Genomic DNA, 14,216 nt, shown 5'->3' with positions numbered 1-14,216 from the left:
TCAGCCGCAGGTGGCCCGGGTGACCAGACCCGTCGCGGGATCAGTCTCGATCGTCACCCGATCCTCTCTGAAGTCCTGGGTCACCATATCGCCGGGTTGGATCTGGCGAATCCTCTTAGAGCCGGTCAGCTGCATCGCCTCTGCGTCTGTTGGCTTTTCCTTGCCCACCAGTGCTTGCGCGGCTTCCGCATTGCACGGACCTGCTGCCGGGGATGAAGCCCCATCCGCGCTGCAACCAGATGAAGCCAAAGCCACACAGGCTGCGACCATAGGGAAGGAATAGAACGGCGACGTCATCGGGAATCTCCTTGCTTTGAAGCTCCTACAAGGAGTTCAGGATTGGCTTTTTCGTGTCGCTGCCATCATAGCGAGACGAGTTCACCTCGCGGCCGACACGGTAAAACTCAAGCTGGCTGTCGATCTGGTTTTCAAGAAGGAAGGCTTTCGCGTCAGCACCCTGAACAGAGGCATCCAACCAGGTCTCATAGGCAGACGGATCCAGCATGATGGGCATTCGCGTATGAATGTGAGCGATGTGGTCGACGGCCGGTGCAGTGATGATCGTGCAGCTGGTGACGCCTAGCTTGTCGTTATGCGCCCATAGTCCCGGGAAGGAGAAAGGCTTTCCCTCGGGGAGCTGCAACAGCCATGGGTCTTTCTTTCGGTCGTCTTCGCTTGTGGTCCATTCGAAATAACCGTCAGCCGGAATGAGGCAGCGCTTCGACTTGAAGGGCTCTCGGAATGCTCCTGAAGTGTCCACGGTCTCGATCCTTGCATTGAACATCGCGGCCTTCGGCAATTCCTTGGCGAAGAACGGCACGAGCCACCAGCGCCCGTAGTCGATTTCGAGCTCGCCAGCTTTGTCCTTGTGGGCAAAATAGACGCTCTGTGTCGGCGCGATGTTGTATCGCGCCGGCATGTTCGACGGAGGAGGCGTGTTGTCGTGAATGTTGTAGAGGGCGTGGATCTCGGCCCATGTCATCGTGTTGGTAAACCGTCCGCACATTCAAGAAATTCCTTCAATGCCATAACAAATGCGCCAACTGCGACCTCAGCAAGCCAGCTACCTTCCAATTAGGCTGCACTACGGCCAGATCCCCGGAATTTACGCTAGACGTAAATCATCCTTTTTCATAGAAGCGCCCAAAGGCTTCCGCTTCACGCAAACCAAAACAAGCGATGGCACGAAAGGGACATTCTTTATGAATGGCAAGGACATTGTCTCCTCCGCAGTTCATCCTGGCGAGATACTCGCAGAGGAGTTGCGGTCACTCGGCGTTTCCCCGACCGAACTCTCTCGCCAGATCAAAGTCCCGCCCAATCGCGTGACCCAAATTGTAAAAGGGCAGAGAAACATCAGTGGAGATACTGCCCTTCGCTTCGGTCATTGGTTTGGCACAAGCGCACAGTTTTGGCTCAACCTCCAAAGTGCTTACGACCTCAACAGGGCAGAGAAAAGCGCGGGTATAGAAATTGCCAAACTACCCACCAGGCCAAGTTCTGCTGCCGTGGTTGGAAGTATTCAATCCAAGCATGATCATCTCAAACTTAAACTTACAGCCAGAGAAGAACGTCGATAATGAATGAGCAATCAAAAAACGTGTCGTCGGAAAATTCTTTGGACTTCATGTCGAAGGAAGAACTCATTCACATCATCCGTTCAATGGTTGACGGTGGAGTGTCCATAAATTTCCACGGCAAACGTTTCTCGCACGAGGTTTTTAAGAAAGTTCGCCCTCGGCAGACCATCATAAAGAAGGATCTTTCTGTTGGACAACCCGAAGAGCAGGTAAAGAACCTTCTCATTGAAGGTGAAAACCTTCAGGCTATGGTGACTCTCTACAAGGAAAGGGGCCAAGTAGATCTCATCCTGACAGATCCCCCCTATAACACGGGGCAAACTTTTAGGTACAATGACAAATGGGATGATGATCCTAACGACCCGGACCTTGGTCAGGTAGTAAAACTAGAAGATGGCTCTCGCCATACAAAATGGATGAAGGCGATGCTGCCACGTCTTCACATGATGTATGCCATGTTGAAACCTTCTGGCGTCCTCGCGATCTGCATAGATGACAACGAACTTTTCCACCTTGGGATGATGCTCGACGAAATCTTCGGTGAAGAGAACCGTATTGCGATCATCAACTGGCAAAAATCTTATGCTCCCAAAAATGATAGTACACATGTCTCAACAGCAACTGAGTATGTACTAGTTTATGCTAAAGATAAGAGTTCGGCTAAAACGGCGCTTACGCTCCGTACGGAAGCTATGAACGCTCGCTATCGAAAGATCGATGGTGATGTTGAACCATGGACGAGCGACAATCCAGTTCGACGTGAAGCACGCGAGCGTGATCGCTATGCTATTCAATCTCCCTTCACCGGTGCTCTTCACTATCCAGGGGCAAACTCATGGCGAGTGCCACGCCCCAATCTGAAGGCTTATCTCGAGCAATGGGGATCCGAGTACATTGAGCGCGATGTAGGTGACGGGCGACCGAAAGCACTGATGCTAAAGGGTTCACCGGAGGTGAAAGTGAAACAAGGTCAGAACCTTGACACTGATCCTGTCGTCGAAGGCTTCGAGTTGTTGAGCCACCCCGTCATTGGCAACGCCCGAGCCAAGGCGCAGGAAGTGCGCGACACACAGGTGTGGCCATTCCTGCATTTCTTGAAGAACGGAGATGGCAGACCCCGAGTCAAACGTTATCTTGGTGATGTTAAAAAGGGCAAGGTACCCCTCACTTACTGGGCTGATGAGGATTACGAGACCCCCCTTGAACTCGGCCCACAATCTTGGGACCACGAAGAATCCGGTCACAGTCAAGCAGGCCTAACCGAACTAAACGCGATAATCGGCAAGGGTCATCGGTTTGATACAGTGAAGCCTATGAAGCTGATGATGAAGATCATTCAGCTGTGGTGTCCTGCGGGCGGCCTCGTACTGGATCCATATGCCGGCTCGGGCACAACCGGACACGCAGTCTTGGAGCTCAATAGGGTCACGGGCGCGTCACGTCGTTTCATTCTCATAGAGCAGGGCTCCCCAGATCGTGGAGATAAGTATGCGCGTAGCCTAACGCAGCTGCGACTTCGCTGCGCGATCACAGGTGATCGGCCAAGCGCTGACGGCACATTCAAACGAACAGCTGATCCTCTACCCGGCGGCTTCCAGTTCCGGCAGCTGACTCAGAAAATCGACAGCCGTGCCGTACTGACCATGAAAAAGGAAGAGCTAATAGATCTGGTGATCACATCGCATTGGGATAACAGCCGGCGCAGCAGCGCTGGTTTGATCCGGTTCGAGAATGAGGGGTTCAAGTATCTAGTAGGCCGCAACGATCAGAATGAGGGATATTTTCTGATCTGGAATGGCGGGGACAAAGTCGGCCAACTCGATGAAGAAAGTTACTCAACTGTCATCGCTGAGGGTAAGAAGGCAGCGCTAAAGCAACCCTATCATGTCTACGCGCGCTACGAGCTTTATCAGTCGAGGAACGTCATATTCTATAAGATACCAGACAAAATTCTTGCTCATCTAGGCTTAAATGAGTCGAGCGATAGCTTCAACGAGGACGGTGATATCTAATGCGGTTGTTCCCCTTCCAGCTTGCAGCATCCTCCCAGATCGCAGACAGGTTTTCTACTTATGCTGCCGATCCCTTAATGAGCACTCGGACGCGGCCGGTTCCATTCTTTCAGAATCTCAACGCATTAACAGGCAGTGGTAAAACGGTAATCTTGGCTGACGCTGTCAGCCAAATGCGCAGCCACCTTGGGGTTGAGCCGATCGTGCTGTGGCTCTCAAAGGGCAAAGTTGTGGTTTGGCAGACTTTGCAAAATCTTGCCTCGGGGAAGTACGCGGAGCTAGCCGGATCCTTCACCACAAAGCCTTTGATGGACTGTAAGCAGCGAGACATTGAAAACTCGCAGGGCGGCTTGATCCTGGTAGCCACGGTTGGGAAGTTTAATCAGGCAGATCAGGAAAAGGGTGATCGGTTGATTTATCAACTGGCCCTCGACCTAGGCGATGCTTCTTTGTGGGAGATGCTAAAGAAACGTCGGGACGGTGCTGGCCGTCGTCGGCCCTTCATCATCGTGTACGATGAAGGCCACAATCTGTCAGATCAGCAAACACAACTACTCCTTGACCTCGAGCCAGACGCGTTGATCGCAGCTAGTGCGACCACCCGCATCCCGCCTGAGTTGGGCCGTATCATCTCGCGCCTAAAGCAGGAAAAACACTGGACGGACGATGACCTAGTAACGGCAGTAAAGAGCAGCGACGTCGTCGCGTCAGGCCTTGTCAAACAGCAAATAATGCTCGGTGGCTACGTGACACCAATGGAAGTTGCTGTCGACGACATGCTTGAGAGCATGAAGAAGACCGAGGCCGCTGCTGCTGCGGTAGGCCTGCCATTCCGTCCAAAAGCGATTTACGTAAGCAACACCAACATCGTCTCAGGAGCCCCTGACAATCCGGCGTTACGGTTCTCGGATCGGCAAGCAAGGCCAATTCAGATCTGGCGACACTTGGTCGAGAACAGAGGCATCAATCCCTCCACGATCGCAGTGTATTGCAATCTAAAATTTGAGCAGAAGGCTCCACCTCCCCCCGAGTTTGTCCTGTTCAATGGGGGCGACAACGACTACGATCGATTTATATCCGGAGATTACCAGCACATTATATTCAACCAGACCCTGCAAGAGGGCTGGGATGATCCGTCGTGCTACTTCGCGTACGTCGACAAAGATATGGGATCCAAGGACCAAGTCACCCAAGTGGTGGGCCGCGTTCTCCGACAGCCACAAGCGCAACACTACCCCGAGCCAATTCTCAATACCGCCCAGTTTTACATCCGAACGGACCAGAAAGCTGTTTTCGAACAGGTACTAAAGGAGGTTCAGGCAAAAATTGGCAGCGAAACGCCCGAGATCGCTCTCACGGTTTTTACTGGAGGGAAAGGGGCTGCTTCCAAGCTGGTTTTGCCTCCTAAAAAGGTGAAACAACTTCCTGAACTTTCGATTCAGGCAGCACTAGCCAAGGAACCCATCAACAAGATTCTCGCTAGCGTTCAAGATTATCGCGGAGACAACCGTAATACGATTGGCGCCGGGACGAGAATTCAGGTCTTGCAGGACATCGGCGGCGGAAGAGCTGGCCAGGAGGAGTGGGTTGACGTTGAGCATTCGAACAGGGTGACGGCACGCTGGATCTTTGTCAGAGAGGTCGAAAAATCTTATCGCAGGGCGATCAACCTCTGCGACATTGAAGATCCCAAGTTCGATGCCTTGGTCGAGTACACCAGCCCAGCCGCGGAGCAGATAAGGGACGCTGCTAGAAAGGTCGTCGCTGCCTATATCGATAATTCCAGCGTCATCCACAATTTTGCTGGCGCGTTTGAAGTGCCCGCGGTCTCGATCGATCCAAGCGCCGCATCCTCGTTCAACTTCGCCATCCACGACAAGTACAGTGGTCTGAATGGGTTTGAGCGGGATTTTGCGCAGGCGCTCGACAAGACACAGCGTGTTTGGTTTAGAAACCCACCACGTGGTTGCTTTGAGATTCCACTACTCACAGCGGGCGGATCGAAAAACTTCAACCCGGACTTCATCGTTTGGATAGGTGACCAAGCAATAGCAGCTATCGACACGAAGGGCGATCATCTTATCGTCGAAGATGCTGGGCGGAAGCTGCTGTTCATCAACAAGATAGGATCAGGACCTGATCTGATTATTCGGCTAGTTACCCAAGGCTTGTGGAATGATCGCTTTGAGAAACAGGGCCGTGAGGGCTATTCCGTTTGGAGCTTACGCAACGGGAAACCTCATCCTATGCATGTCGACACTGCCGCACAGGCTGTGGCCGCTAGTTTGCGCAGTTAACCCAAAGCCTAAGGGTTCTGCATCTTCGCGGTTAGGAACGTTTTCTTGACGGGCAACAACGTGCGCAATCTAGCCCGTATGGGTATACCTGCTGAGACAATCTCCGCGAGACACTAAACAGTGTATCATTTGGGTTGCTTTTGCCGTTATGAGACGCTACCCAATGAAGGTCTAGAACCTAATGAGACGTTTCATGGCGATTTATGGGTATGCTCGGGTCAGCACGATCGATCAGGATTTGACGATTCAAGAGGCGGCTCTGAAAGCGGCCGGGTGCACGGTCATCCGGGCGGAAAAGAAATCCGGATCGAATAAGCAGGATCGGAAGGAGCTTAACACGCTTCTGGAGTTCATGCGCGACGGCGACAGCCTGGTCGTGACGCGGGTCGATCGACTGGCAAGATCAGTTGGGGATCTGCAAGACATCGTACGGCTGCTCAAGCAGAAAGGGGTGACGCTGAAGGCGACGGAACAGCCGATCGACACCAGCTCGGCGGCCGGCAAAGCTTTCCTCGATATGCTCGGCGTGTTTGCTGAGTTCGAGACGAACCTTCGCAGAGAACGACAGATGGAAGGCATCGCCGCAGCAAAAGGCAGAGGGGCCTATAAAGGCAGGAAGCCCCACGTCGATGTTGCTGAGATCCGCCGTCTTAGATCCGAGGGGATCGGACCAACAGAAATTGCTAAGACGCTGAGCATAGGTCGGGCGAGCGTTTATCGTGCCCTTAGAGAAGCCGCATCATCGTAGGGCGAGATGGTGGCTTCGCGCCGCCAATTGCGGTCATTGTGACTGACGCGAAATTCCCTATTCTGCGACGTCGCAAAAGTCAGGAAAACAAGTGTCGCTTTAATTGGGAGTTTTGCGACAGACCTCCTGGGGTCGGTTTGGGTATGGGGCGACATGACACCCTAAGGGCAGTCAAGCGGCGAGCGCGTCAAGGATCGGGCATTCCGGCACGTCTTCGCCAGAACATTGCGAGATCATTGTGACTAGCACCGCTTCGATACGCTGGAGGTCGGCAATCTTGGCGCGAACCTCGCCTAGATGCGGTTCGGTCCGACGCTGCACCTCCGCGCAGGTCTGGCTTCTGCAATCGACAAGGTGAAGCAGGCCGCGGACCTCGTCGATGCCAAATCCGAGTTCGCGCGCCCTGAGGATGAAGCGCAAGCGGCGGACGTCGGTTTCGTCATAGATGCGATAACCGCTTGCGCTGCGCGGCGGGTCGGGCAGCAGGCCGATCTTCTCGTAATAGCGGATGGTCTCCAGGTGGCAGCCGGTCGCACGGGCCAATTGGTGGCGCTGTAGACCCTTGGCGGAAAGAAGAGAATTCATGGTGAAAATACCTCTTGCGTCTGTACTGACTACAGAGCCTATCTTGTTTTCATCCAGAAATCGAGGATGGTTTGCGATGAACGAAATCGGTAGCAAGACATTGAATTCTTCAAAAGCGGCCGCCGAACCGGATCGGCGCGAGGGCGGGCTGGCAGCGATAAGCGTTATCGGCGCATTTCTAGCATCGGCCTGTTGCATCGTCCCGCTGCTCCTGGTGACACTTGGTGTGTCGGGCGCGTGGATCGGCAACCTGACGATGCTCGAACCCTATAAGCCCTATATCGCGGCGGCCACACTCGTGCCGCTGGGGTTGGGTTTCTGGCAGGTCTATTTCAAGCCCGAAGCCGCGTGCGAGCCGGGTTCCTACTGCGCCCGTCCGCGCTCCGGCATCATTACCAAGACCGCGCTTTGGCTAGCAACGGTCCTGATTGTGCTTGCCAGCACCATCGGCTGGTGGGCGCCGCTGTTCTACTGAAACGAGGAGATAATTGCGTGAAACACCTGTCGAAACATCTGGTCGCGGCGGCGGCTCTTGGCCTCAGTGGTACAATTTCGCTGCCGGCAACCGCTCCGGCGTTCGCACAATCCACGTCGGAAACGGTTACCGTCAAGGAGCTGACGGAGACCTTCGCGATCGAGAACATGTATTGTGCCCTTTGTCCGGTCACCGTGCGCAAGGCCATGGAGGGCGTTGCGGGCGTGAAGTCGGTCAAGGTGGATTTCGAGGCCAAGACGGCAGCGGTTGTCTATAACCCGTCTGCCGCGACGGTCGCGGCGATTGCCGCTGCGTCCACCAATGTTGGCTATCCTGCCAAGGCGATCGGGAGTTGAGTCGGTGCCTGACCGGTCCATGCTTGGCGTCGGAGTGGTTGGCGTCTTGATCGCGGCGCTGTGCTGTGTGGCGCCGAGCCTGCCGGTGGCGGCAGGTGTGATCGGCGTGGGAGCGGTCAAAACAGCGGTCTACGGTCTGGCGCCAATTCTCATCATCGTCGCCGCAGCCGGCTACCTGCTGTGGCGACATCGTTCACACATCGATACCAGGAAACATTAGGAGATTTTCATGTCCGACTGCTGTGCGCCCCAAAAAAGCAATGGCCGTTACGATCTTGCGGTGATCGGTGCCGGGTCGGCCGGGTTCTCGGCCGCAATCACGGCCTCTGAGCAGGGAGCAAATGTCGCCCTGATCGGCCACGGCACGATCGGCGGCACCTGTGTCAATGTCGGCTGCGTCCCGTCGAAGACGATGATCCGCGCCGCCGAGGCGCTGCATGGTGCACGTGCCGCGCACCGCTTTCCCGGTCTTGTCGGGGAAGCCAACGTCGCTGACTGGGGCCGTTTGGTTGTCGCCAAGGACGACCTGGTGACCACGCTCAGGCAGAAGAAATATGTCGACCTTCTGCCGCAGTACAACGGCGTCGCTTATCTGGAAGGGAAAGCGCGCCTGAATGGGCAGGGCGTGATTGTGAACGACGATCCGATCATGGCTGGCAAGATCATCATTGCTACCGGATCATCGCCGGCCCTGCCGGACATTCCCGGCATTGGCGATGTGCCTTACCTCACCAGCACAACCGCGCTTGAGCTTTCCGAGCTGCCGCGTTCGCTGCTGGTGATCGGCGGTGGCTATATCGGCTGTGAACTGGCGCAGATGTTCGCCCGTGCCGGGGCGGAAGTGACACTTGTAACCCGCCGCCGCCTGTTGCCGGAAGCCGAGCCGGAAATCTCCGCAGCATTGACCGGTTATCTTCGCGACGAGGGCATTACCGTGCTGACCGGCCTCTCCTACCGCCGGATCGCGCCCACGGACCGCGGTGTCGAACTGACGGTCGCCATCGACGGAGCCGACCAAGTGATCGCGGCCGAGCAGGTGCTTTTGACCACTGGGCGGTCCCCGAACACTGGCGGTCTTGGCCTTGCCGAGGCGGGAGTTAAACTATGCGGCAATGGCGGCGTCTTGGTTGATGAGCGGATGCGCACCTCAAAGCCTGGCGTCTATGCGGCAGGTGATGTCACCGGTCGCGACCAGTTCGTCTATATGGCAGCCTATGGCGCCAAGCTCGCTGCCCAAAATGCACTGAACGGTGACAGCCTTGTCTATGACAATGCGGCCATGCCGTGGGTGACGTTCACCGATCCGCAGGTCGCGGGCGTCGGCCTGACCGAACAGGCGGCTCGCAACGCCGGCTTCGAGACCAAGACTTCGATCGTGTCTCTTGACCAGGTGCCGAGGGCGCTGGCCGCGCGCGACACGCGCGGGCTCATCAAACTGGTTGCCGACGCCAAAAGCGACCGATTGCTTGGTGGACAGATCCTCGCGCCTGAGGGCGCCGACAGCATCCAGACGATGGTGTTGGCCATCAAGCACGGCATGACGGCGAAGGCGCTCGGCGAGACGATCTTCCCTTATCTCACCACGGTCGAAGGGTTGAAACTGGCGGCGCAGGGCTTCGGCAAGGACGTGGCGAAGCTGTCATGCTGCGCCGGATAGGAGGCTTCGATGGAACCTTCGAACGGATACGGCCTTGCGGGATTGCTCGCGGCTAAGATCGTCTGCTGCGGCGCGATTGTACTGGCAGCAACAGGCGCGATCAGCTTTGCCGGCCTTGCCAGTTGGCTGGTCGGCGGCGGCGACTTCTGGCTGGCAGCGGCCGTCTTGGCCATTGTCGGAATCTACTTGTGGCGGCACCGCGCGCGGGCAAATGGTAAGACCGACGGCAAAGGCCCCGTCGGTCAACCCATATACGGTCGGCGCAAGTAGTTCTGCTCAAAAGCGTCGCCGGATGTCATGTTGAGAAGGGTATGAGTGCAGGCAGGGCGTTGCAAACCTTGCTGTGGGGGTTAGGTTTTTTGTCAGGGGGAAAAGTAGTCTTTTAGGAGAGGAGAATTGCATGAGCGATAACAAAAGCTTCGATCTGATCGTGATCGGAGGTGGGACCGGTGGAAATGGTGTCGCCCGGATGGCCGCTGACGCTGGCTGGAAGGTCGCCAGCATCGACACCCTTCCTTTCGGCGGCACCTGTGCATTGCGAGGCTGCGATCCCAAAAAGATGCTGATCGCCGTGACTGAGGGCATTGACTGGGCCCGCAACTTGAGCGGCAAGGGGCTGGAGGCACAGACCTCCGTCGACTGGGCGGACATGATCGCCTTCAAGCGCACGTTCACCGACGCGATGCCTGGTCGCATCGAGGGCGGGCTGGAGAAAGCCGGTATCACCGTGTTGCATGGCGAGGCACGCTTCACCGGGCGAGACAAGATCGAGGTGAATGGTGAGATCTTGTCGGCGCGGCACTTTCACATCGCCACCGGCGCCCGGCCAATGACGCTGAACATCCCCGGCGAGGCGTTGCTGGCGACTAGCACCGACTTTCTCGAGCTGCCCGAACGGCCGGACCGGGTCGTGTTCGTCGGCGGCGGATTCATCGCGATGGAATTTGCCCATATCTCCAAACGCGCAGGGGCGCGGGAAGTTACGGTTCTGGAGATGATGGAGCGACCGCTGGGCAATTTCGACCCCGACCTGGTCGGTATACTTTCCGAGGCGACCGCCGATCTGGGGATTGACCTGCGGACCGAGGCCAAGGTTCTGAAGATCGAGAAAGACCGGCTGGATTTAACCGTTACCTATGAGACGCCGGAAGGGAAGCAGGCAATCAATTGTGATCTGGTGGTTCATGCCACCGGGCGCGTGCCCAACATCGAGCATCTCAACCTGGAGGCCGCGGGCGTGGAATACGGCCGCAGAGGCATCAAGGTCAGCCCCTACATGCGGACCACCAATCCCGCCATTTTTGCGGCAGGCGACTGTGCCGACAGTGGGCCTAATCTGACCCCGGTTTCGGCCAACGAAGGCCGGATTGCGGGCAAGAACCTGCTCGCAGGAAAGGATGAGCGCGCCGTCAGTTATCCGCCGATCCCAAGCGTTGTCTTCACGCTGCCGCAGCTTGCCTCGGTCGGCCTGTCCGAAGCCGCAGCACGCGACAAGGGGCTGGCCTTTGACACGCATTTCGAAAAGACCGCCGGCTGGTATTCGTCGCTGCGGGTCGGGGCGCGCTACAGTGCCTACAAGGTTCTGGTCGAGAACGGGACCGGCCATATTCTTGGTGCACATCTGATCGGCCCCGGCGCGGAGGAGCAGATCAATCTCTTTGCCATGGCTATGGGCGCGGGGCTGACCGCGAACAGGGTCAAGGGCTTTATCTTCGCCTATCCCAGCTATGCCTCGGACATCAGTTCGATGGTGTAGCTGATGCGACCGGGCTGGCAGTTCGGCCGCGTACACAGCCGCGAAGGGAGAAGGAACGAGCCACCGCTAGGGCACGGCCTGGGCCTGCATTTCGGGAAAGTCTTGTATAGCAATACCGGTTCGAGCGAGCGTCTGGACGTCACCATCATCAGTGATCCCGTCAATACCGCCGCCCTGTGTCTGGAGGAAACGCGCGTGCTTGGAACCGACTACCTGGGAACCGATGCATTCGTCGCCCGTCGCCCGTTTTCACCCGCAATATTTCAAGCTCATTGGACAGCGCCGGCTAAGGGGGATTGCCGAGCCAATCACCCTACATGCGCTTACCGCGCCAGTTGATAGCCTCAACGGGACGGTGGCGGGGCCTCCGGCACCCGACGGAGCGTCGGGCGATCCGGCCCCGTAACGATCCGGCGATAGAAGCAACTCGCCCGACCGGTATGGCAACATCCGCCGTCACCGCCAACGCGCACCTTAAGCCACACCGCGTCCTGGTCACAATCGACGCGCAGTTCCTCGACCTGCTGGACTTGTCCGCTCGTCGCGCCCTTATGCCAAAGACATTGGCGGGACCGGCTCCAATACCAGGCCTGACCGGTCTCGATGGTCCTTTCCAACGCCTCCGCATTCATCCACGCCAGCATTAGCACCACACCGTTCGCCGCATCCGTGGCGATCGCAGGAATGAGCCCATCCGCGTTGAATTGCGGTGTCAGGATGGAGTTTTCCTCGATCGTTTCCGCGAGGTCCGTGGCTGGCGTGGTCATGGGCAAGAGCCTATCTTCGAGTTTGCGGGGTAGTTCGGGATTGGAGTGTGCTGGCTCAAAGGATGGTTGGTGGTTGGCGGCCGCCGGGCCGTGCTTTGGGCTCGTCACATGTGCACGTCGGGGAGGCATCTTCCCGACGAGATGAAGCCCGGCGCCAGCGCATGAGGGCATAGCCGGCGGCTCCAGCCAGGAGTGTCAGCACACCTCCTATCACAAGACCTTGCCCGCTGAACCATCCCAAAACGCCACCCACCGCCGAGCCGATGACTACCGGTCCAAGGCAGCAAAGCGCGACTAAAGGCGCGATGATGATCGCGGTTACGATGCCGGCGGTCGATTTGTCGTCCATAGTGCTTTCTTTCGGTTCTGGCCGCATCACACAGCATCGCGGTCCATTGATCGCATTTGCACAACCGCGTCGGGTATCCCGATGACGTGATCGCTGCCAAGAGACTTGGCTACGCCCTGTACTAGCTACAGAGTCAAGTCAAAATCTTGATCCGCTTGGCCAGGGCGGCACTGCGGAAACAGCGAGGTAGCGCCTCGGTTCATGATGCTTGAAAGCCCGCTAGGTCCTCAGGCGGCGGCGACTACCCAACGGGGTTCACTTTTTAACGCCGTCACAGAGGCGTGATCGCAATCTTGAGATTACCCCTTGAGCCTGTAGTGAGTACAAGGCGTAGGCTACTTTGCAAATCGCTGTTCAACGATACAGAAAGAAAGCAATTATGGAGGCATCAGGTCTCAAAGGGTCCGGAAAATCGGCGACCGCCGTCCACGTGACATCGGAACACCAGCGGGGCAGCCGCCAGCAACTGCTCGCCGCTGGCGGCCTTCTCGGGGCGATCGCAGTCTCAAGCTGCTGCGTCATCCCGTTTGCTCTGTTCACCGTGGGCATCGGCGGAGCTTGGATCAGCAACCTCACCGCCCTCGAACCATATCAACCAATTTTTGCCGCCATGACGTTCGGTATCCTCGGCTACGGGTTTTATCTCGTCTATCGCAAGCCAAAGGTTGCCTGCGCCGAGGGTTCCTATTGCGCCCAGCCCAAGTCGGGACGGATCGCCAAGGTTGGACTCTGGGCAGCCACGGTCCTCGTCGTCATCGGGTTAGGGTTTCCAAGACTCGCACCCCTGTTCCTCTAAGCCAAAGGAGAATAATCCCATGATCCGCCCTGTTGCACTTGCTGTTCTACTCGCTGCCATACTTTCACCGCTCGCCGCCATAGCTGGCGAGAAAACGGTCGTGCTGAACGTTGACAACGCTACCTGCGCGCTCTGCGCCCCCATCGTCAAGACGGCCCTCTCTCGTGTCTCGGGTGTGAAAACGGTCCAGATAAAGGAAGCCGACGCGATGTCGGGTGCTGTCGCCACGGTCTCTTTCGATGACGCAGTCACCGGCGTGCCGACACTCGTTGATGCGACGACCAACGCCGGTTATCCGTCGCATGTGGCGCAATAGGCCGCCGGCTGATTGTCCGCTGGCGGAGAGCGGTATCACCTCTCTTCGCTGCTCCACATCGGCGCGCTGATGAACGTTGCGGATCGGCCGGTTGACAGGGCCGTCATCCTCGTTGTTGAGGTGGTGGTGATCGGTGGGCATGTGATCCTCGCCGGTCGCGTTCGCACGCTGCTTCGGACGCCGACCATCGTGCGCCGCGTTAGTCGAACGGACGGTGGTGTAATTGTTGGTTCTGGCGTTGCTGTGGTGGCATCGAGGTAAGCCGCGAAACTGTCGCAAAAGTCGGTCGTGAAAGTTAGACTTTTGCGACAGACTTTTGCGAAGGAAATTCCCCTTACAATTCAAGGGCCGCTGTCATTTTCAGAAGGTGACTGCACGGAATATCAAGAGTCGGCTGCACAGTCTTTTCTGATCTGTGGTCGTCTCAGAAAACGGAAAATAAAGCACGCTAAGCTGTGGAAGCCCCTGCCAAGCTCGTTCCACCTTGCAACGACGCAATCAGCGGACACGAAACATTCCCCT

At 56.9% G+C, this 14,216-nt stretch carries 16 protein-coding genes and 1 pseudogene; 13 read left to right on the top strand and 4 right to left on the bottom strand.

The annotated features are described in order from the left end of the window. Together ACQZ5Y_RS26975 and ACQZ5Y_RS26970 are read right to left on the bottom strand one after the other, a co-directional pair. Positions 1 to 297, bottom strand: coding sequence for an I78 family peptidase inhibitor (locus tag ACQZ5Y_RS26975; protein WP_174060424.1), 297 nt, complete (start codon positions 295 to 297; stop codon positions 1 to 3). A 25-nt stretch (positions 298 to 322) separates the two neighbouring features. After that, complete coding sequence (locus tag ACQZ5Y_RS26970; protein ID WP_174060425.1) at positions 323 to 1,006, bottom strand: SOS response-associated peptidase; 684 nt, start codon at positions 1,004 to 1,006, stop codon at positions 323 to 325. Between the two features lie 196 nt (positions 1,007 to 1,202). Here ACQZ5Y_RS26970 and ACQZ5Y_RS26965 point away from each other — a divergent pair, with 196 nt between their 5' ends. The 4 genes from ACQZ5Y_RS26965 (at position 1,203) to ACQZ5Y_RS26950 (ending at position 6,637) form a co-directional block, all read left to right on the top strand. Continuing rightward, positions 1,203 to 1,580, top strand: a complete 378-nt coding sequence (locus ACQZ5Y_RS26965; protein WP_211380956.1) for a HigA family addiction module antitoxin — start codon at positions 1,203 to 1,205, stop codon at positions 1,578 to 1,580. Then, entirely contained in the window at positions 1,580 to 3,592 is a 2,013-nt protein-coding gene (locus ACQZ5Y_RS26960; protein WP_174060426.1) for a site-specific DNA-methyltransferase, read from the top strand. The genes ACQZ5Y_RS26965 and ACQZ5Y_RS26960 overlap by 1 nt, the downstream gene beginning before the upstream one ends. Next, the gene (locus ACQZ5Y_RS26955) at positions 3,592 to 5,889 is read left to right on the top strand and encodes a DEAD/DEAH box helicase family protein (RefSeq protein WP_174060427.1); all 2,298 of its coding nucleotides are present in this window, start codon (positions 3,592 to 3,594) and stop codon (positions 5,887 to 5,889) included. Before ACQZ5Y_RS26960 ends, ACQZ5Y_RS26955 begins: the two co-directional genes overlap by 1 nt. Positions 5,890 to 6,082: 193 nt before the next feature. Next, positions 6,083 to 6,637 carry a recombinase family protein gene (locus tag ACQZ5Y_RS26950; protein WP_174060428.1) on the top strand — a complete coding sequence of 185 codons (555 nt, stop codon included), beginning with the start codon at positions 6,083 to 6,085 and terminating at the stop codon, positions 6,635 to 6,637. A gap of 171 nt (positions 6,638 to 6,808) precedes the next feature. On the opposite strand, the gene ACQZ5Y_RS26945 is transcribed toward ACQZ5Y_RS26950, so the two are convergent. Continuing rightward, a complete protein-coding gene (locus ACQZ5Y_RS26945) occupies positions 6,809 to 7,222 on the bottom strand; it encodes a MerR family transcriptional regulator (RefSeq protein WP_174060429.1) in 414 nt (137 codons plus the stop codon). A gap of 76 nt (positions 7,223 to 7,298) precedes the next feature. Between ACQZ5Y_RS26945 and ACQZ5Y_RS26940 the strand changes: the two genes are divergently transcribed. The 6 genes from ACQZ5Y_RS26940 (at position 7,299) to ACQZ5Y_RS26915 (ending at position 11,466) form a co-directional block, all read left to right on the top strand. Then, entirely contained in the window at positions 7,299 to 7,697 is a 399-nt protein-coding gene (locus ACQZ5Y_RS26940) for a mercuric transporter MerT family protein (RefSeq protein ID WP_174060430.1), read from the top strand. Between the two features lie 17 nt (positions 7,698 to 7,714). Next, a complete protein-coding gene (locus tag ACQZ5Y_RS26935) occupies positions 7,715 to 8,053 on the top strand; it encodes a heavy-metal-associated domain-containing protein (protein ID WP_336510372.1) in 339 nt (112 codons plus the stop codon). A gap of 46 nt (positions 8,054 to 8,099) precedes the next feature. Next, positions 8,100 to 8,273: a hypothetical protein gene (locus tag ACQZ5Y_RS26930; RefSeq protein WP_174060431.1), complete on the top strand. Its 174-nt coding sequence runs from the start codon at positions 8,100 to 8,102 to the stop codon at positions 8,271 to 8,273. Positions 8,274 to 8,282: 9 nt separating this feature from the next. Next, complete coding sequence (gene merA / locus ACQZ5Y_RS26925) at positions 8,283 to 9,710, top strand: mercury(II) reductase (RefSeq protein ID WP_174060432.1); 1,428 nt, start codon at positions 8,283 to 8,285, stop codon at positions 9,708 to 9,710. A gap of 9 nt (positions 9,711 to 9,719) precedes the next feature. Further along, complete coding sequence (locus tag ACQZ5Y_RS26920) at positions 9,720 to 9,980, top strand: hypothetical protein (RefSeq protein ID WP_174060433.1); 261 nt, start codon at positions 9,720 to 9,722, stop codon at positions 9,978 to 9,980. Positions 9,981 to 10,110: 130 nt separating this feature from the next. Further along, the gene (locus ACQZ5Y_RS26915; RefSeq protein WP_174060434.1) at positions 10,111 to 11,466 is read left to right on the top strand and encodes a dihydrolipoyl dehydrogenase family protein; all 1,356 of its coding nucleotides are present in this window, start codon (positions 10,111 to 10,113) and stop codon (positions 11,464 to 11,466) included. Between the two features lie 344 nt (positions 11,467 to 11,810). Here ACQZ5Y_RS26915 and hisI read toward each other — a convergent pair whose 3' ends face one another. Beyond that, on the bottom strand, positions 11,811 to 12,233 hold the full coding sequence (hisI, locus tag ACQZ5Y_RS26910) for a phosphoribosyl-AMP cyclohydrolase (protein WP_174060435.1): 423 nt from the start codon (positions 12,231 to 12,233) through the stop codon (positions 11,811 to 11,813). Positions 12,234 to 12,961: 728 nt separating this feature from the next. On the opposite strand from hisI, the gene ACQZ5Y_RS26905 reads away from it, so the two are divergent. From ACQZ5Y_RS26905 to ACQZ5Y_RS26895, 3 genes and pseudogenes are all read left to right on the top strand, one after another. Beyond that, on the top strand, positions 12,962 to 13,378 hold the full coding sequence (locus tag ACQZ5Y_RS26905; protein ID WP_174060436.1) for a mercuric transporter MerT family protein: 417 nt from the start codon (positions 12,962 to 12,964) through the stop codon (positions 13,376 to 13,378). Positions 13,379 to 13,397: 19 nt separating this feature from the next. Then, the gene (locus ACQZ5Y_RS26900; RefSeq protein WP_174060437.1) at positions 13,398 to 13,694 is read left to right on the top strand and encodes a cation transporter; all 297 of its coding nucleotides are present in this window, start codon (positions 13,398 to 13,400) and stop codon (positions 13,692 to 13,694) included. Between the two features lie 99 nt (positions 13,695 to 13,793). After that, positions 13,794 to 13,955 (top strand): annotated as a pseudogene (locus tag ACQZ5Y_RS26895) (LysE family translocator); the annotation flags it as partial. Positions 13,956 to 14,216: the final 261 nt, after the last annotated feature.

This window comes from Agrobacterium sp. A3-95 (assembly GCF_053521785.1).
The sequence above is the reverse complement of the archived record's forward strand: the minus strand, read 5'-3'. Positions and strand labels throughout refer to the sequence as shown.